Annotated in this window: 22 protein-coding genes; 11 read left to right on the forward strand and 11 right to left on the reverse strand. The window is 45.9% G+C overall.

What is annotated here, in order from left to right; genetic code table 11:
- Window positions 1-72: 72 nt before the first annotated feature.
- The 6 genes from QUB11_RS20965 to QUB11_RS20990 form a co-directional block, all read right to left on the reverse strand.
- On the reverse strand, window positions 73-2,628 hold the full coding sequence (locus QUB11_RS20965) for a DHH family phosphoesterase (RefSeq protein ID WP_333391621.1): 2,556 nt from the start codon (window positions 2,626-2,628) through the stop codon (window positions 73-75).
- Between the two features lie 118 nt (window positions 2,629-2,746).
- The gene (locus tag QUB11_RS20970) at window positions 2,747-3,562 is read right to left on the reverse strand and encodes a PD-(D/E)XK nuclease family protein (protein WP_333199401.1); all 816 of its coding nucleotides are present in this window, start codon (window positions 3,560-3,562) and stop codon (window positions 2,747-2,749) included.
- A gap of 163 nt (window positions 3,563-3,725) precedes the next feature.
- Complete coding sequence (locus QUB11_RS20975) at window positions 3,726-4,091, reverse strand: DUF5615 family PIN-like protein (RefSeq protein WP_333199403.1); 366 nt, start codon at window positions 4,089-4,091, stop codon at window positions 3,726-3,728.
- Window positions 4,088-4,390, reverse strand: a complete 303-nt coding sequence (locus QUB11_RS20980) for a DUF433 domain-containing protein (RefSeq protein WP_333199406.1) — start codon at window positions 4,388-4,390, stop codon at window positions 4,088-4,090. The genes QUB11_RS20975 and QUB11_RS20980 overlap by 4 nt, the downstream gene beginning before the upstream one ends.
- A gap of 169 nt (window positions 4,391-4,559) precedes the next feature.
- Window positions 4,560-5,228: a Uma2 family endonuclease gene (locus QUB11_RS20985; protein WP_333199407.1), complete on the reverse strand. Its 669-nt coding sequence runs from the start codon at window positions 5,226-5,228 to the stop codon at window positions 4,560-4,562.
- Between the two features lie 231 nt (window positions 5,229-5,459).
- The gene (locus QUB11_RS20990) at window positions 5,460-5,720 is read right to left on the reverse strand and encodes a hypothetical protein (RefSeq protein ID WP_333199409.1); all 261 of its coding nucleotides are present in this window, start codon (window positions 5,718-5,720) and stop codon (window positions 5,460-5,462) included.
- Window positions 5,721-5,884: 164 nt separating this feature from the next.
- Between QUB11_RS20990 and QUB11_RS20995 the strand changes: the two genes are divergently transcribed.
- Window positions 5,885-6,124: a helix-turn-helix transcriptional regulator gene (locus QUB11_RS20995; protein ID WP_333105633.1), complete on the forward strand. Its 240-nt coding sequence runs from the start codon at window positions 5,885-5,887 to the stop codon at window positions 6,122-6,124.
- A gap of 42 nt (window positions 6,125-6,166) precedes the next feature.
- Here QUB11_RS20995 and QUB11_RS21000 read toward each other — a convergent pair whose 3' ends face one another.
- From QUB11_RS21000 to QUB11_RS21010, 3 genes are all read right to left on the reverse strand, one after another.
- Entirely contained in the window at window positions 6,167-6,607 is a 441-nt protein-coding gene (locus QUB11_RS21000) for a retroviral-like aspartic protease family protein (protein ID WP_333199411.1), read from the reverse strand.
- Between the two features lie 83 nt (window positions 6,608-6,690).
- The gene (locus QUB11_RS21005; protein ID WP_333199413.1) at window positions 6,691-7,275 is read right to left on the reverse strand and encodes a PAP/fibrillin family protein; all 585 of its coding nucleotides are present in this window, start codon (window positions 7,273-7,275) and stop codon (window positions 6,691-6,693) included.
- A 158-nt stretch (window positions 7,276-7,433) separates the two neighbouring features.
- A complete protein-coding gene (locus tag QUB11_RS21010; protein WP_333199415.1) occupies window positions 7,434-9,110 on the reverse strand; it encodes a glycosyltransferase family 4 protein in 1,677 nt (558 codons plus the stop codon).
- A gap of 412 nt (window positions 9,111-9,522) precedes the next feature.
- Between QUB11_RS21010 and QUB11_RS21015 the strand changes: the two genes are divergently transcribed.
- From QUB11_RS21015 to QUB11_RS21050, 8 genes are all read left to right on the forward strand, one after another.
- On the forward strand, window positions 9,523-9,762 hold the full coding sequence (locus QUB11_RS21015; RefSeq protein ID WP_006631296.1) for a DUF3134 domain-containing protein: 240 nt from the start codon (window positions 9,523-9,525) through the stop codon (window positions 9,760-9,762).
- Between the two features lie 129 nt (window positions 9,763-9,891).
- On the forward strand, window positions 9,892-11,007 hold the full coding sequence (mraY, locus tag QUB11_RS21020; RefSeq protein ID WP_333199417.1) for a phospho-N-acetylmuramoyl-pentapeptide-transferase: 1,116 nt from the start codon (window positions 9,892-9,894) through the stop codon (window positions 11,005-11,007).
- Between the two features lie 339 nt (window positions 11,008-11,346).
- Window positions 11,347-12,330, forward strand: coding sequence for a glycosyltransferase (locus QUB11_RS21025; protein ID WP_333199419.1), 984 nt, complete (start codon window positions 11,347-11,349; stop codon window positions 12,328-12,330).
- A gap of 334 nt (window positions 12,331-12,664) precedes the next feature.
- Entirely contained in the window at window positions 12,665-14,524 is a 1,860-nt protein-coding gene (locus QUB11_RS21030; RefSeq protein WP_333199421.1) for an NAD(P)H-quinone oxidoreductase subunit F, read from the forward strand.
- A 104-nt stretch (window positions 14,525-14,628) separates the two neighbouring features.
- Window positions 14,629-15,348 carry a carbonic anhydrase gene (locus QUB11_RS21035; RefSeq protein ID WP_333199423.1) on the forward strand — a complete coding sequence of 240 codons (720 nt, stop codon included), beginning with the start codon at window positions 14,629-14,631 and terminating at the stop codon, window positions 15,346-15,348.
- Between the two features lie 107 nt (window positions 15,349-15,455).
- Window positions 15,456-17,006, forward strand: a complete 1,551-nt coding sequence (locus QUB11_RS21040; protein WP_333199425.1) for an NADH-quinone oxidoreductase subunit M — start codon at window positions 15,456-15,458, stop codon at window positions 17,004-17,006.
- A gap of 201 nt (window positions 17,007-17,207) precedes the next feature.
- Window positions 17,208-18,530, forward strand: coding sequence for a CO2 hydration protein (locus tag QUB11_RS21045; protein WP_333199427.1), 1,323 nt, complete (start codon window positions 17,208-17,210; stop codon window positions 18,528-18,530).
- 292 nt (window positions 18,531-18,822) lie between these two features.
- Window positions 18,823-19,029: a hypothetical protein gene (locus QUB11_RS21050; protein ID WP_172190588.1), complete on the forward strand. Its 207-nt coding sequence runs from the start codon at window positions 18,823-18,825 to the stop codon at window positions 19,027-19,029.
- Here the strand turns inward: QUB11_RS21050 and QUB11_RS21055 are convergent.
- Complete coding sequence (locus QUB11_RS21055) at window positions 19,026-19,244, reverse strand: type II toxin-antitoxin system HicB family antitoxin (protein ID WP_333199638.1); 219 nt, start codon at window positions 19,242-19,244, stop codon at window positions 19,026-19,028. The two genes, QUB11_RS21050 and QUB11_RS21055, sit on opposite strands and share 4 nt — an antisense overlap.
- Window positions 19,245-19,561: 317 nt before the next feature.
- Entirely contained in the window at window positions 19,562-20,032 is a 471-nt protein-coding gene (locus QUB11_RS21060; RefSeq protein ID WP_333199429.1) for a hypothetical protein, read from the reverse strand.
- Window positions 20,033-20,163: 131 nt separating this feature from the next.
- On the opposite strand from QUB11_RS21060, the gene QUB11_RS21065 reads away from it, so the two are divergent.
- Both QUB11_RS21065 and QUB11_RS21070 read left to right on the forward strand, forming a co-directional pair.
- Complete coding sequence (locus tag QUB11_RS21065) at window positions 20,164-20,382, forward strand: helix-turn-helix transcriptional regulator (RefSeq protein WP_333158825.1); 219 nt, start codon at window positions 20,164-20,166, stop codon at window positions 20,380-20,382.
- Between the two features lie 76 nt (window positions 20,383-20,458).
- Window positions 20,459-20,671 carry a helix-turn-helix domain-containing protein gene (locus tag QUB11_RS21070; RefSeq protein ID WP_006631306.1) on the forward strand — a complete coding sequence of 71 codons (213 nt, stop codon included), beginning with the start codon at window positions 20,459-20,461 and terminating at the stop codon, window positions 20,669-20,671.

The raw sequence follows: 20,671 nt of genomic DNA on the forward strand, positions 1-20,671 counted from the left end.
GTCCAAAAAGGACGGGCGGGACGCCCATCCCACAATAACAATTAAAATTGTAAGTTATTTAATTCGCGATCCTTAGAAGGGATTTGCTGTAGAATCTTCTTGGAAAACGGTTTCTCGGGCGATCGACACAATGGTGGACAGGGGTACTTCACAGAAATATTTCCGCCGGAATTGTTCTTCGGAGACTGCTGCTAGGAATTGCGCTGCAAAACGGGCGGCGATAGGGGAATTTGGCACGGAGGATTGGATGGATTGGCTATCTAATAAGGATTTGGGGATTTGCTCTGGCGCGTCTTCCTGCTGTGCGGTTTCGGGTTGTCTGGTGATGTGGAAAGCTCGATCGCGATAATTGATTTTGAAACCGAGATATGTTAGGGTTTTGAACCCTAGTTGCAGGGATGTGTCGCTGATACCGAGTTTTTGGCGAAGTTGCTGTCTGGTGACGGGTTTTTTGGTGCGGCTGAGGTATTTGGCGATGCCGATTAGTTGTTGGCAGATTTGCTGTGGGGGTACGAGTGGGGGTAAGGTGTAGGCGATCGCGAGTTTTTTCTGAGTGTGCTGTGCTTGCCGAAACCAGATCCGCAGTTCGTCCCAGCTTGCGGGGCATTCTTTGAGGACGATCGAGTTTTCGCGATCGACCTTTTCGGAATTGTAAACTAGATTGTCGATCGGCATTTGAAATTCTAAGTTTGTGCTAGCGCCTAACAACTCTTCCTCGTTATTTCTATTGCGCCAGTCTACAATCCAATCTATTTGAGTCGGGGAATTTATTTGGTTGTCTGCCGTGCGTTCCCGCACTGCTACGAGACGCACTTCATACCGCGATTTGTAAGTATTAAAATCGAGTTCTACGGTGACATCGCAGCGGCTTTGGGGAACTTCGTTTTGATTGTGTCCCCACCAAATGCCGGGAAATCCCATATCGGTAGATTCATCCCTAATTGTAAATTCTGTTTTAAGATATTCTACTTTTTGCCCTTTCAAATCCTTAATTTTTTGATTCCAGAGATTTTCAAACCAGCAGTTTTCAATCAGCAATTTGGGTGCGGGGTTGCCCATACCGCACGGTTCGAGCAATTTTAGTTCTTGAAATAAGTCTTTGCCTAATTCGGAGACAGTAATTTTTAGGTCTGCTTGAACTGGGGCGGCTGTTAAACTATCTGTACTGTATTGTTGTCGCAGTTGCTGATTTACCGCATCGGTAAATAGGGGGATATTTTCAACGGGGAGACTCAATCCGGCGGCGAAGGGATGACCACCAAATCTGTCCAATAAATGCGCTTGGTCTTTGACTAATTGGTAAAGGTCAATTTGATTGGCAGAACGGGCGGAACCCCTGGCAATTTTGCATGGGGAAAGTGTTTTTGATTCTGGATCTAAGAAAGAGGTAAATTGCGTTTCGGGGGAATTTTCGTTAATTTCTTCGCTTCCTTCTGTGCTGAATAAAATCACGGGGCGGCCGTATTCTTGGGCGATTTGTCCCGCTACTAATCCTAATACTCCTACCGGCCATTGGGGGTCGCTGAGGACGATGACGCTAGTAGTTGAGAGGTCGAGTTTGGCTAATTTGTAGGCGGCATCTTTGGCAACATCTTTTTGTAAAGATTTGCGCCGGGAGTTGGCAATTTCGGTTAAATTTGCTAGTTCTTCGCAGCGTTTTTTGTCGCGGCTGGTGAGGAGTTCTACGCAGAAGCTGGCATCGCCTTGAATGCGGCTGACGGCGTTGATTCGGGGGCCGAGGCCGAAGGAAATGTCGGTTGGGCGATCGCCCGATCTTTTGCACAGTTCGAGCAATTTTGCAACTCCTGGGCGGGTGGGATTTGCGAGTTGTTTTTGCAGTTGTTCGATTCCGAGTTGTGCTAGGTAGCGGCTGTCTCCTGTAAGTTGGACTAAATCGGCAATTAAGCCGATCGCTACTAATTCTAATAAATCTGTGAGTGGGCGCTGCGGAATATCCGGTAATGTGTGATATAATGCTTCAACTAATTTATAAGCTACTCCCACTCCTGAAAGGTTAAATAGTTGGTGGTTTGGGGGGAAGTAGCGGGGATTGATAATGGCTGTAGCTGGCGGGCGATCGTCCGGTAATGTATGATGGTCGGTGATAATTGTATCGATGTTTAAGCTGGTGGCATATTCGATTTCGGCGATGTTTGTACTGCCGGTATCGCAGGTAATAATTAAGCTAATTCCATATTTTGCTAAGGCATCTATTCCCGCGATATTGAGTCCGTGAGATTCGGTTAAGCGGTTGGGAATGTAATAAATTAGTTGGTCGTTTTGAGCAAAGAATTCTCCCAGTCCGTCCCAAAGTACGGAGGTTGAGGTAATGCCGTCGGCGTCGAAGTCTCCCCAAATTGCGACTTTTTCGCCACTGTTTCGTGCTTGCTGGATTCTTTCTATCGCCCAGTTCATTTCTAGTCCGAATTCAAAGGGACTTGCTGGTTGGTAAAGTTTTGGATTTAAAAAACCGGGTATTTGTTCTGGGTTGTGAATTCCTCTATACCACAGAAGTGCGGCGGCATAGTTTCCGGGGAGTTCTGGTGCATGGTTTCTGACAGCTTGGATCAGCCAAGCTGGGGGCTGGGATAGGGGTTGAGTTGGCAAATTTTGAAGTATTTCTGTCATAAGTTATTTCATTAATTCCTGTAGGGGCGGGTTCACCAACAATCTTTCATTCACATCCACAATATCTATAAACCCGCCCCCACCGGGCGACTAATAGTTGCATAGTACAAGATTTGAATTAAATAAATATTTCATCGATTATAGCAAGATTTGGCAGCCAATCTGTAGGAGTTTCTGCGAGAAGATCGGGTGAGGTAATTTTTGTGTCTGTTGTGCGGTTGCAGCGAGTGGCAAATTGACAGGAATCGCAAAGATTGGAACTAATTTCTACTTGGGGTAAGAATTCGCCGCCTTCGGTATAGCGCTGTCGCCAGTCGGTTAGCTGCTGCAATAGGTGGGTTAAATCTTGTTTTGTGCGATCGTGTTCTGTTTGGTTGTAATCAAATGTGAGTTTTTGCGGCGGTTCTTCTCCTTGCAATTGTACGAACCAGTATGTCATGGAAACTTGTTCGGGGGAATAGTCGCTGGTTTCTACTAACACGTATAAATAGAGGCGAGTTTGCCAACTTTCGGCTATCCATTTTGATTTTTGAGGGCGGGGATAGGTTTTCCAGTCGAGAATTTTGGCGGCGTTTGGTTCTGCTATTAGCAAGTCATAGATAACGGTGAATAGGTAGTCTTGGAAAATTAGGGTGCGGGGGTGTTCGGCTTGGCGGAAAACTCGCTCGCTATTTTCTGAATTGGCGAAAAGTTCGGGTGCGGTGTTGATAAATGCTGCCACACAGCGTCCCAGTTCGGGGTCTTGTTGGATGATGAATTCAATGGGAAGTCCGAGTTCTCGCTGCTGCATTAATAGGTGAAAGTGGCTTCCCCATGTGAGTTTTTCTTTGTGTTCTGGGGATGCGGTGGTGGCTAGGAGTTCGAGGTAGCTGTGTTGGAATTTGCGGGGGCATTCTTTGAGGATTTTGAGTTGGGTTTGGGAGAGTCGGAGCATTTTTTTAGGATTTTATCTTTTATATTTTTTATGCTGGTAAGCGAGGCGATTAATCTTTTTTTGGACCGCAGATTGAGGCAGATGACGCAGATGCACGCAGATAATTTTGATCGCATTTTTGGAGGAGAGTGCGATCGCCCTTGTCTTTCCCAAGTGCGATCGCTTATCCTTCACCCCAAGCACTTAAAAACTCGACTTGATTGTACATTTCCTCTGCAGATTTACTAGCTATAATTTTTAGCAAGCGACGCAATTGTTCCCCAACTGAATAATTCTGCTGTCCCAAAATTATCCCCATATGTTCTTCCCCTTGCGTGCTAAAATTAGTATGCAATCGATAAAAATCCCTAGTATTAAAGCTATATGTTACTCGATGATTTTCATGAGCCCAATACAAAAATTCTTCATCGCTGCGAGACAGCATTCCTATTTCTGCAACAGAAATAACATCAACACTCCGCAGGCGTAGAGCATCAAGCAGAGCCGAATTCATCGCATCTTCGTCTAGCAGCAGTAGAATAAGGCTCATGAATTTGTCTGGAGGTTTTTGTAGTGTAACTCTGCTAACTTCTCGTAAGCTTCTTGTTCCTCAGCTAAATCTGTATCAATCTCTTCTCGATTAGCATGATAATACGTTAAAGCTGCATAAACTTGTGCGATCGATAAGTGAGTCATCAGCCTAGCAATTTCTTCCGCACTGTTACCCTGCTTGTACAAAACGGCGATGCGGCGGACAGAAGTACCAGTTTCAGCAATAATCGGACGGCCGCCTCGAAGGTTGGGATCGCGGATAATTAAAGTCCCGATGTCTACTACAGTTGTTGTCATACATTTTCTCAAGTCACTTAACTTGATTATATAGATTTCTTCTAAAAATGTGTAACTGTTTATGCCCATGATGGTTCTCTTTAAGCGATAATTGCGTAAAGAATTGAGAAAAATTAAGAGCCATTCCCTACGGGATAGCTACGCTCGCGCGTGCTTTTCGCCAACCTCTCTACAAATTCCCAATTTGTTGAGCAAACCACATCGCCGCCGTCCCATTTCCCTCACCCAAAAGTTTCAAAGTCTCCGATAGTAAAGCAATTGGCAATCCCTCAAGCGCACCGGAAATTTCGCATTGCTGATATTTCCCGTTTTCCTGCAAGCGAAATGCCAAAACTCTCTCGCCCTTAATATCTACTACCCAATACTCAGGAATTCCCAAAGCAGCATACAACTGCTTTTTTTCATCTAAATCGCTGGCCAAAGTCGTATCGGAAGTTTCTATCACTAAATCGGGAATTCGCGATTTATTTAGATTAAGTCGGCGCGGTTCCCCTTTTTGCCACTGGATGAACTCTCCGCCGACATATAAAATGCGATCGGGCGCACCTCCTCCCACCTTTGGCTTCTCAATTACACATCCACCCAAATCATCGAAAGCTTGTCCTCCTTTGCTGACAAACCAGGCGTAAAATACCAGCGTCAAGAGGTTGTTAAATCTGGCGTGCTGAGGCCCTTCATTACCCATATCTATCCAAAGATATCCTTCGTAAAAAAATATTCTGGCTTCCTCCAAAGATGGATCTTCGCAGGCTGCTACATAATCTTCCCATGTCGCGGCTTGCCATTGAGGAATTTCACCCACTTGAGGCAAGATGAATTTTACAGTTGTAGAAGTCATGATTGAAAAGCAAATTGAGGATATTTTTATCCTAACTTAAGTCGCTATTTATAGCCGAAGGAAGAAGGAAGGCACTACACGGATGAGGACACGGATACACGGATGAATTATCGAGTCTGAGTCATTCTTAAAAAGGAAGAAGGAAAATACAAGAAAGATCGACTTGCAGTCAGACGAAGGGGGCGGGCACGGGGGCACCGCCCCTACAAATGACGATCGCAATCCTTGTGCTTATCGAATTGCTGTGGGCGCCGCAATTGGTACTTCTAAGTCGGGTTGCAAGTCAAAGACTACGACAAGTGTTGCTTGAGGCATCAGTTGACGCAGACACAGCAAGTGTCCGTCAGCATCCGATCGACTGCGAAATCGCCCCACAATCGCCCGCTGCATACTGGGCATGAGTTTGGCGATCGCCCAAGGGTAAAGGCGTTTTTGGTACGCGATCGCCCCAGGATTCGCTGCCAATCCCTGTTGATAACCGTTTTGTGGCATGATGGTTTAGTATCCTCTATGGACTACAGGAAAGGGCGTTAGTAAGTCTCTTGCCGGAAATCGACTAACGCCTCTACTACTATGATTAAACACCAAATCGGTCATATCCGTCAACTATTGACGGTAAAACTTAACGTTTTGTCCATCAAAAGGTTCGGTCAGCTATGGATCTGAGAGCCTTAAGAGAACGTGCAGGGCTGAAAATTATAGACGTAGCACATATACTAGAATGTGCGGAATCTTCAATTCGCAACTGGGAAAAGGGTCGAACATTGCCAAAAATGGAAGTTTGGCAAGTATTCCGAATGCGGGACTTGTATCGATGTACCGAAGCGGAGTTAGTGCTAGCTGTCAAAAAGTCAATGCCGATGGAAAAGAAAGAACAGACAAAACTGACGGAGTAACAATAAATTGCTTTTTATGTTATTTCCCAACCTATGCTAAATTCAAATTCTTAAATAACTCGCCGTCGGACTCAGCGGCAACAGCACGAGTGTTTGTTTCTGCAAATCTAATTCAATTCCTAATGCTTCTAAGGGAATGACGCCCAATAACGGATCGGCTCCTGCGGGCAGTTCTATGCACTCAAAAGTCGCGTCTCTTCCCATTAATGAAATTTTTGCATCTTCAAAAATGCGCGCCGTACCGATGCCTGTTGCCGTTGCGACAGGCACTGTTCTGAGGAGTTTTAAACCGAGTTGGGCGATCGCATCCTGCGGCAAGCATAAAGTAGTCGCCCCAGTATCTACCAGCACATTTTTGATTGTAATAGAACGTACTCGCTCAGCAGGAATCGCGCCATCTTCAAGGCGAATTTGATCGGCATGATTCGTGATTGTCAGCGTTGTGGTAATTTTGCCCATTGTTTCTTTGATTGTTGATGTCATAATTCTATCCCTCTCGGTATCATTTTAGACGGATTGCAACTTTTGAGTTAAGGGGCGATCGCACTTAATCACACATCACAAAATCACTCTTTTGTCAAGACAAAAACACTGTCTTTATTCCCCCGTCCAATCCGCAAATCTTTATCCAAATAAGTGATATCAAGCCATCCCTGCTGTTCGCGAGTATCCAGCCCAAAATCTACAGCAGCGAACTTTTTCCCCGACTCAATCTCATCGATAAACTTCCCCGGAAATTCATAGCCAATCAACCTGCTTAAACCGAAAATTGACCGCTCAAACTTGACCTGCACTCGCCGTTCGGAAGTTGGCTCAAATCTCGCCGCCACACTGACAATTCCTTCCAAATAAGGCAAGCCGTAAAGTTCGCCAATGTTGTAAATTTTAGATTCTTTGACGCGGATAGATTGATAAATTTGACCCAATTTTACCAAGGGAAAACTGTCGAGATTCAGCAGTTCGCGGCTGGTGGTATACAATAACCGCCAATCACCATTTAAAAGCTCTCCGGCTTCGACAGGGCGTGATGTGGGGTTGTAATCTTCCAATTGGGCGATCGCGCTTAAAATCGCTTGTTTGTCGGTGGGAGTAGCCAGCAAACCTCGATTCTTACCAGCAATTATCTCTAATAGTGCAGATTTTCTAAGCATGATTTTTTAAGAAGGAAGGCACGACACGGATTTTGACACGAATACACGGATTAATTATCGAAGGTGAGGCAAAAGTCAGACCGCTCTTTTCTTCTGTCTCAAGCGAGAGGGAGGAAATTTTGTGTAGTAGCGATTTTAATCGCCGAGTCCGCAGAGTATTAACAACTAATAACTAAGATACCAAATTTCACCAGATAGAGCAGAGTCCGATATAGGTCGGCTAATTCTTGCTCGTTTTTAACGTAGCGTCGGATAAGTTCCCCCACGCCGATCGCACCTTCCTGCTTAATTGTGTCCAATATCTCCATCTGAATGCTAACAGATCTTCTCCTATCCTCACCAAAACTGGTAAACCTAATTGTCTGTACCTGCTTTAAAAGTTCTGGTGTGGCGATCGCACCCAGACTCAGCATCATCTCATTGCTTAAACTTCTAGTCGCATAATTAGCCAATACCCGAAACGGATCGTCGCCTAGGGGATAAGGTGGCTTCCCAGGTTTTAAAGGTGCTGACTCCGGTGCCCCCTGGCGAATTTCTGCTAATTCCCGCCACAATTGTTCGTAAGCAGCAATTACTACTTTCCAATCATAAATTTCCCTCGCCCTTTGTCTGGCATTTTCCCCCATCCGCTTTCTCAATTCGGGGTTTTCAATTAATTCACACAACGCCAGGGTGCAAGCATCAATGTCTACTGCTGTCGCGAGGGAAGTGTGACCCATGTAAGTCGGCCAATTTAAGCTGTCGTCAAGATAATTTAGGGCTAAATCTAAACAAGATTCGGGGGGCGGGATGAGTGTGGGAATGCGGAAGCCGTCTATTTCGTGGCGTACAGATTCTTTGTATCCGTTCCAATCGGAGACTATGGCCGGCAGTCCGTTCGCCATAGCTTCTATGGGTGTCAGTCCAAAGGATTCTTGAATGTTGTCGGACAGCGAAATGAAAATGTCGGCGGCCGACCAAATATTTATTCTAATTTCCGGCTGTCTCCCATCTAAAAAAATAGCATTCACCGAGGGACAAAATATTTGTGCGCTATTTTTAAAGTCGGGTTCTTCTCTCGGATCTTCGATCCAACCGGCTTGAATTAAGTGGATTTTGGCTTTTGTCTGTTGTGCGGCCCGTTCTAGGGAGATGTACATGGGTACCGGATGAGCTTTTGCAGAAAAAGTCAATCGACCGACAAATAACACAACAATATCTTCGGGAGAAATGCCGAGTTTTTCTCGCAGTTGGCGGCGACTATTAACTGCTTCCACACCCTGCGGAAACGCGCTGCAATCCACTCCTAGGGGAATAACGGGGAATTTGACCAAAATTTCCGGTTTACCGCCGTTACGCTGGGCTAAATATTCAGACCACTCCCTCATCACTCCTTCTACTGCAGTTTTCACGGCTGCAGAGGTGCAGATCAGGGCATCCCAAGGCTGCATGGGTGCGGTGATCAAATCGCCGATCGCCTCCATGATGTATTTTGTACCGATCGTGTGAGTAACGCCGCAAACGCTGTACGCCCGCTGATCGACAAATCTGCGCGCCCAAACCATCTGCGACAGAACCGGATCGGGTCGGTAAATTGTGCCCGGTTGAGATAGCAAATCCGGTCGTTCCATCGGAATCCAGCGCACTTTCCGAGGTTTTTGCAGCCAAGGTTGGATGTGCGAACAAAACTCCTTAAAGGTTGTTGCGCTATCGGCGCAACAATAGAGAGAGTCAGCGGTTCCGTGTTGGACTAAGCTTTTGAGAAACCCTTCTCCGGCTGAATGACGCCCCAGAAGTTTTTTGCCTCCGGTGTGGTAGCCCTCTTTGTTGTATAAAACCGCTGCCGTTGTATCCATTCTGAGATTTATTGCTTGAGAGTTGACTGAAGAAGCCAGAGGGCATTCGAGCTCAGGCTTTGATGAAAAACCAGGAGACTGTTGTGAATCAAACCCTTGCCGTTAGCGAAGCTTGCACAATACGATCGCCGCTTGTCCCGCGATATCTTAAAGACGATCGTCTTAGATTACAATGCTTACGGCTAAAGAAGGATTGGCAAGAGCGGATTTTAGTGTTATTCTGAGGCCGATGCTTGGGGGCGATCGCCTTTTCGGTCTCCCATCTTATCCGATCCGGAACCAAACAGTGCCTGTGGTATAATGCTTTAGCCTTGCTAAATGCCCGATTTGCAAGTGCTTGATCAAAGGAGCAGTTCGTCGGCAAAACGTTACCTCTACTCGATCGCGTCTTTGTCTTTAAAAACCAAGAATCATGTACAACCCATCTCTGCGTCAAATACCTCGCCATTTACCTGCGGATGTAATTCCATTAAAACAGCAATCTTCTCTTTTAGACTGGTTGGAATCTAACAATCGCCTGTTAGCAAGGGATGTTCAAGAACCCGACTATCTGCACGAAGAAGAAATTTCTGAACTGATGGCAGTTGACGACAGTCCTTACGATGATTTAGAAGAGGAAGTAGAAGAGGATGTGAGTGTAGGCGAAGAATAACGGGTAGAAGGGTGAAGAAATCAACCGGAAACAGGGAAGAAAAACTAAGAGATTTCTCAATCTCCTGTATCGCACCCTATTCCCCATTGTCAATTGCTTATTCTCAAATAGTGTGTGGTGAGGAGTGTTATGGATAACTTTTTGGATGAGAAAATCCCTTTAAGTCTGCCTTTCAAACTTACAGGCAAGAATTTATTCCTGCTGCTGGGTTTGGGGCTCGGCACTGTAGCGATCGGTTTAGATGTAGCAGCGGGTAGATTTTTGAATTTACCTGCATCGCTATTTATGCCGCTAGTTGTTTGTGCTTTAGTTGCGTCGGGGTTGGGCTATGCAGTTGTGCCCGTACTCCAGCAACTAAAAGCAGGACAAATAATTCGCGAAGACGGCCCCCAAGCTCATTTGAAAAAAGCGGGAACGCCGACAATGGGAGGCATCTTTTTTGTACCTGCAGGGGTAGCAGTCGCTTTACTTTGGTCTAAGTTTAACTCAGATGTTGTTGCCGTATCGGCTTTAACTTTAGCTTACGGTTTCATTGGCTGGATCGATGACTGGCAAATTCTGCGACGGAAGTCGAACAAAGGTATTTCCCCTCGGATGAAATTGGCTTTGCAAATAAGTTTTGCTGCTCTATTTTGTCTGTGGCTGATGTTTCATCAACCTGCTATTTCTACAAATGTGGCTTTGCCTTTCGGTTGGGTATTGCCATTAGGTTTGCTGTTCTGGCCACTGGCTGGTTTTGTGCTAGTTGCCGAAAGCAATGCTACTAATCTTACCGATGGTGTTGACGGGTTGATGGGCGGTTTGGGCGCGATCGCACTTTTGGGATTAGGTGCATCTGTAGCCTCAACTTCGCCAGAATTAATGATATTTTGCGCTTGCATCAGCGGCAGTTGTTTCGGTTTCTTAGCTCACAACCGCAATCCAGCCAAGGTGTTTATGGGTGATACAGGTGCTTTAGCTTTGGGCGGTGCGTTGGGTGCGGTAGCTTTATTAACAAATAGCCTTTGGATATTATTAATTATCAGCGGCATTTTCTTTATTGAAACGCTGTCAGTAATTGCTCAAGTAGGTTATTACAAAGCTACAAAAGGGCCGGATGGAATCGGCAAGCGTCTGTTAAGAATGGCTCCTCTGCACCATCATTTAGAGTTGTGCGGCTGGTTGGAAACTCAGGTTGTTGGCATTTTTTATATAAGCAACGGGGTGTTAGTGTTAATGATTTTGATGTTGACGGGAAACAGTTGAGAACGGATGGGGTGACGGATTGTACAGGGGATGTAAGAGATATTTTCTACTATTTCAAAGAAACAGGCAAGATGCCTGTTCCACAATAACTGAATGCAGTTGTGGAACAGGCATCTTGCCTGTTTAAGAGTCCGAAGTTATAATTTTGACAAGTTATATCCCCGTTAAGGCAATGGAACTTAGTAACACTTTTTAATTATTTGAAGAACCGCGAAGACGCTTATAGGACAAAGTAAGAACTACATTTGCTTATTTATCTTCCTTAGCGTCCTTAGCGCCTGCGCGGTTCGTTTAATATTACTCAATATTAGTTATGCTACCGTTTACGGTTGTTTGTGAATGACTAAAACGTTTTTACCTCAAGTTTCGGTGGTTGTGCCTGTTTACAACGGCGAGATGGATTTGCCGGAGTTGATCGAGTGCCTGCGATCACAAACTTATCCGCCACACAGAGTAGAATATCTCTTAGTAGACAACAACAGTCGCGATCACACTTCAGCAATCCTCCAAACAACAGCCTCTAACCCCCCCTCAGTCCCCCCCTTGGTAAGGGGGGGAAGCAATTTCAATCAAATAACCATTCGCCACCTCAGCGAAAATCAGATTCAAAGTTCCTACGCCGCCCGCAATAAAGGAATTCGCGCATCCACAGGCGAAATGATTGCATTTACCGATGCAGACTGTCGCCCGGAATCTGACTGGCTGGAAAATTTAGTTAAGCCATTTGTTGACTTAGAAGTAGGAATTAGCGCTGGGGAAATAGTCGCACTACCCGGTAAAACTATTTTAGAACAACACGCCGATCGCCAAAATACTTTATCTCAAAAACATACTCTCGCTCACCCTTTTTGTCCCTACGCCCAAACCGCAAATTTAGCTGTACGGAGGCTAGTTTTACAACAAATAGGGTTATTTCGCCCGCATCTCACCAGCGGCGGCGATGCTGACTTATGCTGGCGGATTTTGCGGGAAACATCCTATAAATTACATTTTGCCGAAAATGCGATCGTCCGACACCGCCACCGTTCTACAATAAAACTGTTGCAAAGTCAATGGTATCGGTACGGCGAATCTAATAAATATTTGCACGAACTCTACGGTGTCGATTTGATGCGAGAATTCACAACAGGGGAATATTTTTACCGGCTGGCTAGGTGGCTGTTAAAGGAATTTCCGGTGGCAGCGGCCAAAAGTGCGAGCAGCCGATCCGATATGGTAGATTTGTTTAATACGCCGATCGGTCTTTTGAATGTTAGGGCAAGGTCGATGGGACAGCGCCAAGCCAAACTTCCCGAATCAGCTTGGCAGATTGAGCGGTTTTAATCGGTTTTAATATTTTAGAGCAATAAATCATTGTTCGATCGCACTTGCGATCGACAAATATTCGTTTGTACACAATCCGCCCCTATATATACCTATAAGTAGAGCTTATCGGTACCGATAAATATGCTGAATCAGAAATATGATAATTTAACGCAATACTTAATATAAAATTAATAAGTCTATTCTTTCCCCCTAGTCTCAAAACAACGAGTAACTCGAATACTGACGCCAAAATAGCCTCTAATTCTGCCTTCTGGCTTTTCAGTGCTGTCGTCAGCGCGATCGTAATTATTCTCAGAATTTTAAATTTTTGTAACCTTTACAGGTAATGCCAATGGCTCAAATCTTACTCCAGACGGTTTGGTTTATACCTTGCTATCCACTCATCGGTGGAGTTCTGTCGATACTGTGGTTTCCGGCAGTTACCCGTCGCACGGGGCCAAGACCATCAGGTTATGTGAACGCCATATTAACGTTGTTCGCTTTCCTACACGGCGTCATCGCCCTCACAGCTATCTGGAACCAACCAGCGCAACACCAGTTCATTCCCTGGCTGAATGTAGCAGGTTTAGACTTAACCATTCCCGTTGAAATCTCTGCTGTCACCGTCGGGGCGACAGTTTTGATTACCGGACTGAACTTGCTAGCGCAGATTTATGCTTTCGGTTACATGGAAATGGACTGGGGCTGGGCTCGGTTGTTTTCCTTGATGGGGCTGTTTGAAGCGGGGATGTGCGGCTTGGTACTGTGCAATTCTCTCTTCTTCAGTTACATGATTTTGGAAGTTCTGACTTTGGGTACTTACCTGCTAGTCGGGCTGTGGTTCAATCAGTCTTTGGTGGTGACAGGAGCCCGCGACGCTTTCTTAACCAAGCGGGTGGGTGACTTATTCCTGCTGATGGGAGTAGTCGCAATTCTGCCGCTGGCTGGAACTTGGAATTTTGACGAGTTGGCTGTTTGGGCCGAGACTGCAAAGCTTGACCCCACTGTAGCGACGCTGTTGAGCTTAGCTTTGATTGCTGGCCCGATGGGTAAGTGCGCTCAGTTTCCCTTGCACCTTTGGCTGGATGAGGCGATGGAAGGCCCGCTGCCGGCGACAATTTTGCGGAACACCGTAGTTGTGGAAACTGGTGCTTGGATATTAATTAAGTTGCAGCCAGTGATTGCTTTGTCGCCAATCGGACTGAAGACAACTATTATTGTAGGTGCTGCGACGGCGGTTGGTGCTTCATTAATTGCGATCGCCCAAATTGACATCAAGCGCACGCTTTCTTATATAGTCAGCTCTTACATGGGCTTAGTATTTATCGCCGTCGGCACCGGACAAGCCCAGACAGCCCTGACATTGATATTTGCCTACAGCTTGGCAATGGGTTTGCTGGTGATGAGCATCGGTTCGGTAGTTTGGAACAGCATCACTCAGGATGTCCGAGCTCTCGGCGGTTTGTGGAGAAAGCGGCCGATATCGGCGATATCGTTTATTGTCGGTAGCGCTGGATTGGTGGGACTGCCGCCCTTCGGCTGTTTCTGGGCTTTAGAAGACTTCACATCCGGGCTTTCGCAAACTCACCCTTTCTTGTTAGGAATAGTGCTGTTTGTAAACGGCGTCACTGCTTTTGGCTTGGTGCGCGTCTTCGGTTTAGTTTTCGGCGGCAAACCAAAGCAAATGACCGAACGCTCGCCGGAAGTTCACTGGCCTTTTATCTTGCCGATGACTGTTTTAATGGGCTTTACTTTGCACGTTCCGCACTTGCTGGCGGCGTGGCATTTATTGCCGGGGGCAAGTTTGAATTATACCGCAACTGGATTGCTAGTTTTGTCAACGGCGATCGGCATCGGTGTCGGAGCATTTATTTACCTGAACGAGCAATGGGAAAAACCGGTGCGAATCGGTTCTCAAGCTTTGCAAGACTTTTTTGCCTACGACTTTTACACCGCCCAACTTTACCGCGTGACAGTGATATTTGCAGTCGGTTTAGTTGCTCAAATTATCTCTTGGGTCGATCGCAATATTGTTGATGGATTCGTAAATTTAATCGGTTTTGCAACGGTTTTCGGCGGGCAAAGCCTCAAATACAACGTTAACGGTCAAACTCAGTTTTACGCCCTGACAATTCTGTTCGGAGTCGCAGTTTTGGGACTGCTCGTAAGCTGGCCGCTGCTAGCTCGCCTGTCGCTGATTGTAGGCGGGTAAAGAGATATAAATTTTAAGATTTTAGGTAACAGTTTTAATCTAAAATCTTAAAAAGATGAAGTCTTGAACAAAGATTTCCCACTCGTTCAAATAAGGCAGCATAAATGACCTCAAACAACAGACACTTCAATCTTTCCCGCCGCAATTCCCTCAAATTTGTCGCAGGAGCCATTGGTACAGGAATACTCGCAGCACGAGCAGGCGCTGATTTGGCTGCACCCGAACCAGCAATTGCTCAAAATGACTTGACTCCCGATGCAGCTCTGAAACAGTTAATGGACGGAAACCAGCGATTTGTTGAGAGAAAACGCCAAAGTCCCAACCAAGACTTACCCCGCCTCGTCGAAGTTGCCAAAGCTCAAAAACCCTTTGCTGCTATTCTCGGCTGTGCAGATTCTCGCTTTCCTTCCGAGATTATCTTCGATCAAGGATTGGGAGATTTATTTGTCTGTCGCGTGGCCGGAAATGTTGCTACTCCAGAAGAAGTTGGCAGCCTGGAATTTGGCACGCTGGTATTGGGAGCAAAAGTGCTTGTGGTAATCGGGCACAAAAGGTGCGGTGCGGTAGACGCAACCATCAAAGGAGCTCAAGTTCCCGGTCAAATTGGCAGTTTGCTCGACGCAATTAAGCCTGCTGTCGAAAGCTCGAAAAACCAAGCGGGCGACAAGCTAGAAAATGCCTCAAAAGCCAATGTGGTGCTGCAAGCTCAAAGGTTGAAAGCATCTCCAGTTATCTCTAAGTTAATTGCGGAGAATAAACTGAAAGTTGTCGGTGGATACTACGATTTAGACACGGGAAAAGTCAATATTCTTGTTGAGTCATGATGCAATTTTAGATTGATAATTGAGGTAAAAGTTAACATCTAAACCCTCAAATTATCAATCGCAACAGGGTACAAAATTGATAATTTACTCTTCACTCTTCACAGATTATGCTTAGTGCCTTGCTCTGGTTGCCCGCGTTGGGCGCTGCGGTAGTCGGGTTCCTGCCCGGAAACATGAATACGATGCGGCTACGTTCAGTAGCCTCAGCTTTTGCTGCAGCTATTTTCCTGTTAAATATCTGGCTGCTTACTCAATTCGACACGACAAATTCAGGACTGCAATTTCAAGAATATTGGCCTTGGATTCCGCAATTAGGTTTGAGCTACAACTTGGGCATTGACGGCTTGTCCTTGCCACTGCTGGTTTTAAGTGCTTTGCTGACGCTATTAGTCATTTATGGCACTGGCGAAAAGATGGAGCGCCCCCAGCTTTACTACGCTTTGATTTTGCTAATCAATGCGGGTGTGGCGGGAGCTTTGATGTCTCAAAATTTGCTGCTGTTTGTACTGTTTTACGAACTAGAATTAATTCCTTTTTACCTGTTGATTGCGATTTGGGGCGGAAAGCAGCGGGAATACGCTGCCATGAAGTTTTTGATCTACACGGCAGTTTCGGGACTTTTAGTGCTGGCAGCATTTTTGGGTGTGGCTTGGCTGAGCGGTTCTTTAAATTTCGATTACAGTGCGATTACCACTCAAGAATTGCCGAGAAATTTGCAGTTAATCCTGCTAACAATTTTGCTAATTGGGTTGGGAATTAAAATTCCCTTGGTGCCGCTGCACACTTGGCTGCCGGATGCCTACGTCGAAGCTTCGCCTGCAACAGCAATTCTGCTGGGAGGGATTCTGGCGAAGTTGGGAACTTACGGTTTAGTGCGGTTCGGCTTGCAGATGTTTCCCGAAACTTGGTCGATTATAGCTCCCGCTTTAGCGATTATCGGGACTGTGAGCGTGATGTACGGTGCTTTGAGCGCGATCGCCCAAAAAGACATCAAGCGCATGGTAGCCTATAGTTCGATCGGACATATGGGTTACATCCTAGTTGCCTGCGCCGCGGGTACGAAGCTGGCATTAATCGGCGCTGTGGGGCAAATGGTAAGCCACGGCTTGATTTTAGCTTTGCTGTTTTATTTGGTAGGCATCATCGAAACCAAAGTTGGCACGCGGGATTTGGACGTGCTCAACGGTTTGATGAACCCGATGCGGGGTTTACCCACTGCCAGTTCCCTGTTAGTTTTGGGCGGTATGGCAAGCGCCGGAATTCCCGGTTTGGTAGGTTTTATTGCCGAATTTTTAGTGTTTCAAGGCAGTTTCTCGATCTTTCCAATTCCAACTTTACTCTGCATTTTAGCTTCGGGTTTAACAGCAGTTTACTTTGTGATTCTGCTCAACCGCACCTGTTTTGGGAAGTTGGACAATGCCACGGCTTACTACCCTCCAGTTACCTTTGCGGAAAATATGCCGGCGCTGGTTTTGGCGGGCATCATTTTTGTATTGGGAATTCAACCTGCTTGGCTGCTCAAGTGGAGCGAATCTACTACAAATGCGATCGTTGCTACTCTGCCTGCTGACAGAAATACCCAAGTTGCTATTAGCTATCCTGGGGAAAAGTCAGCGATTGAAATCGCATCTACACAAACGAAGTCCGCCAGGGAATGAATTCCACGGGGCTTATAGCGAAAGTCCTCGCTATGAGGACTAATGAGTTTTCTAGTCCTGATAGCGAGGACTTTCGCTTTGAGGCAGGGGTTGAAACCCCTGCCGGACTTCTGGACTATCGGTTTTACGTTAAGTTCTCACCAATAGGCAGAGGCTGGAAGTAGATAAATATTCAATTTCACTCAAACAAAGGAAGAAACAATGGTACAAACCCCTAATAAACCAGCAACTAAACTACCTCCTTCCAAACACGAATTTGCCGAAATAATTCACAGGCTAGAAGCGGGCGGCGCAATGATTCCAGATACGCCGGAAAATCTGATGCAAATCATCGCTATCTGGAAAGCTTACGCAGTGCCGATGGACTTTTACTGGCGGGATTTGCTTTATATCGCCGAACGAGTATTTTTACAGCCGCTTCCTTTCTTTAAATACTTCTTGCCCCAGGAGTATTTAGACTTGCAAAATCACTATGCAGGCGACGGTGCAGATTTGCGGATTTGGCGCGGGACTGGAAGTGTTCACCCGGAACTTTTGGAGTTCATGGAGAAGGGTGAAACTGGTAAACTCCCGCGGCTGTTTCACCATTTGTGGCACGATCGCATTAACATGGAATTTGCGGAAGAGTGCATGAGGTCAATGCTTTGGCACCGGGGCTTGTACGTGCCCACCAATCAATTCGATCCTTATTTGGACAGTGACGAATATAAGGCTAATGCCGATCGGGCAATTAAAGCTTACTTCAAAAAAGACCCGTTCATGCTGGCACTTCACAAAGCATTTCCCGAAATGTTTTTAGAACAATGCCGCCAAATGTCTTATTACAGCAATCTCGGTTTATTCTGGGAAGTCATGGCGCCGGTGTTTTTTGAGGTTTCCGACTTGTACGACGAAGGGAAAGTTACCACAGTCCCGCAGGCTATGGATTTCCTAGTAAATGGCATATTTGCGATCGCCGGACGCCCGATTTACCACCACGTTTACATCGACGGCGAGAAGTACGAAATTATCCCCAAATCTAAAGGTTTCACTTGGCTTTACGAAGCAGCGTTACCTTACGTGGAAGCTGTATTTTATCGCACTTCGCCGTTCCGAGGCACCAAATCTTACAACGCTCAAGCTAGAGAAGTTCCTGACGACCAAAAAGACTTCCACTTCGGAGTGCTTTATGCAGACAAATTCCCCGTAGGTACGGCAGGGATTCCGCCGACTTTGCTAGCACAAGATATGCTGCATTTCCTGCCGCCGTATTTGATGGATTTCTACAAACAGCGCTGTCGCGGCGAAGATGATATCCTCAATCAAATTGGGGTGACATTTCAGCGATCGATGTACTGCGTTACTTCGGCGGTGATTCAAGCTTTGCGGACTGCTCTTTTGTATCCTTTAGATGACCCGAATCCCAAGCATTTGAAGGCAAATCGGGCTTTCTTTGAGTCTCAGATCGATCGCTTCTGTCGCCCGGAATACGGCATGAAATATGCGGCGAAGCTCAAGAATATTCAGACTTCGGATTATAGGTAAAAGATGTTTGCGGGAGACATCTTAGCTTCCAAGTCCGCCAATCCGTTAGTCCGCCAGTCCGCCAGGGGTTGAAACCCCTGGCTCAAAGCTCAAGTCGGTTGACACCGACTGGGAAAAATTAGAGCTTTTTTAAGCCGTTTCAAAAGTCCTATAATATTAAGCTACTTGGCATCATAATTATTCCTCTCTCTCTTCTTTTCCTCTGATTTCTCTGCGTTCTCTGCGTTCTCTGCGGTTTAATCATTCCCATACAACCGGAAACGATCTAACCAATAACAAATAACCAATAATTATGGACAGCAAAGATCTAGCCAAATATATCGAAGCAAAGGACGGGATTTCCAAACCTTGGCTGTTGGTGCAACTGCGGCTGAAAAAATTGCAAGAAAGGCGATCGGAGATTTCTGCTGAAGAGTATATGACAGAACTTACTGACCTTCACAAAGATTTAATGAATCTCGGCGAATGGTGGCTGGGAATTGAAGATGAAGTCTTCTAAGCGATTTGAAGAATGTTGGGTGGGGGGATGAATTCACCTTCTTCCTGCCAAGCTTCCAGATACATTTCGATCACTTCTTCGCCATGTCGGATTGCTTCTTCGCGGGTTTGGCCGTGGGTACAGGGCATGACAACGCGATCGGCAAACTCTGGAATCGTCACGAGGAAAAGTTGATCCTCGTCAGACCATTGGACGATCATACTGTATCGATTCATGAATCTTCCTCCTTTAACTCGTCGAGTTCGGCTAACAATATTGACAACTGCTTCTCTCTCATAGCGTGGCACATCATCTCCGTCTTTGCCTGGAATTGTTAATGTCTTGCCAATCAAAGGATGCTGCCATCTCTCATGGCTGCCTTTTCCGCGTTTTGGCAAATAAATAAAGCCCTCACGGGTAATCTGAGCTTTTAACTCGCGAATTTTTCTAGACCTGGTGATTGTCCATTTTCTACCTCCATTTTCTCACTTAGCCATTTATTTTAATTTTTCCTTGCCCCATTCTCGCAATTGCTTGTCGGGGCGATCGCACTTTAAAATTTCTCCATCAAATCTTTTTCTTGGGCATAGACATCTCGTAGCTGTTGCAGCGCGGCCCCAGAAATGACCGATTTAACAGTAGCTACCAATTTGCCCCACTCTAGCAAGCTGTCAACTGAAACAGCTTTTTTGAACTTGTGGGTGTAGAATTTCGTCCAAAATGCTGGTGCTTGCTTGCTTTTCCAGCGTTTGTACCATCTGCCAAAATCTTGAGGTGCGATCGGCTTTACCTCTAAAATAGGGGGAAAATCGGCGTAGCTGACAAAGCGGCTGATGCCTTTGGCGTGCACGTACACCATGTAGCGACAGCATTCGATGCGATAAATCTCGTCTGCTGCGATATTGAACAGGAGTGCGACTGTTTCTTCGGTAACGAATCTCGCCAGCGGATGCAGGATTGGCGATTTGTGGAGAATTTTTGAGCAGGTGAGGGTGCTTGATTTTAGCTGGGATGATGCTATCATGGCTTGTAGACAGCTAGTAACTGTCTATTTAATTTTTGAAGGCGATCGCCCTTAGTTGTCCAGACGTGAGGCGATCGCTTTTTCAGATATCTAATATTAAACGACAGCAGATTGTCATTTGTCAAGTAAGTATGAGCAAAGGCTTGGTGAGGTTGCGGATTCGGGAGTTTGCAGACCAGAACGGCTGGACACTTAAGGAAGTTTCAGATCGATCGGGTGTTGGTTACAGCACCATTAGAAACTACGCCCAATGTCAAGGCATGACAACCGTTAATTTTGCCTACTTGCACAGGCTGGCTCGCATTTTCGATATTATGATTGAGGATTTGGTGGAGATTTTAGAGGAGTAGCCGATCGCCGCTAAGTATTCTTGGTCAAATAATCTATTTTTACAAAAACACTACGCAATTGCCTGAATTGTCAAGCATGGGTTTAGTCAGAATTAAAGTCAGAGAACTAGCAGCAGAGAAAGGTTGGACATTCAAGGAAGTTTCAGAACGTTCTGGGGTGGTATACAACACGGTCAAGCATTATGCTCGCTGTCCAGGGCTGACAACGGTTGACTTTACTTTGCTGCTGAAGTTAGCTCGGACTTTTGATGTGATGATTGAGGATTTGGTTGAGGTTTTGGAAGAATAG

It is taken from the genome of Microcoleus sp. B6-A1 (genome assembly GCF_036705085.1).
Lineage (GTDB): Bacteria > Cyanobacteriota > Cyanobacteriia > Cyanobacteriales > Microcoleaceae > Microcoleus.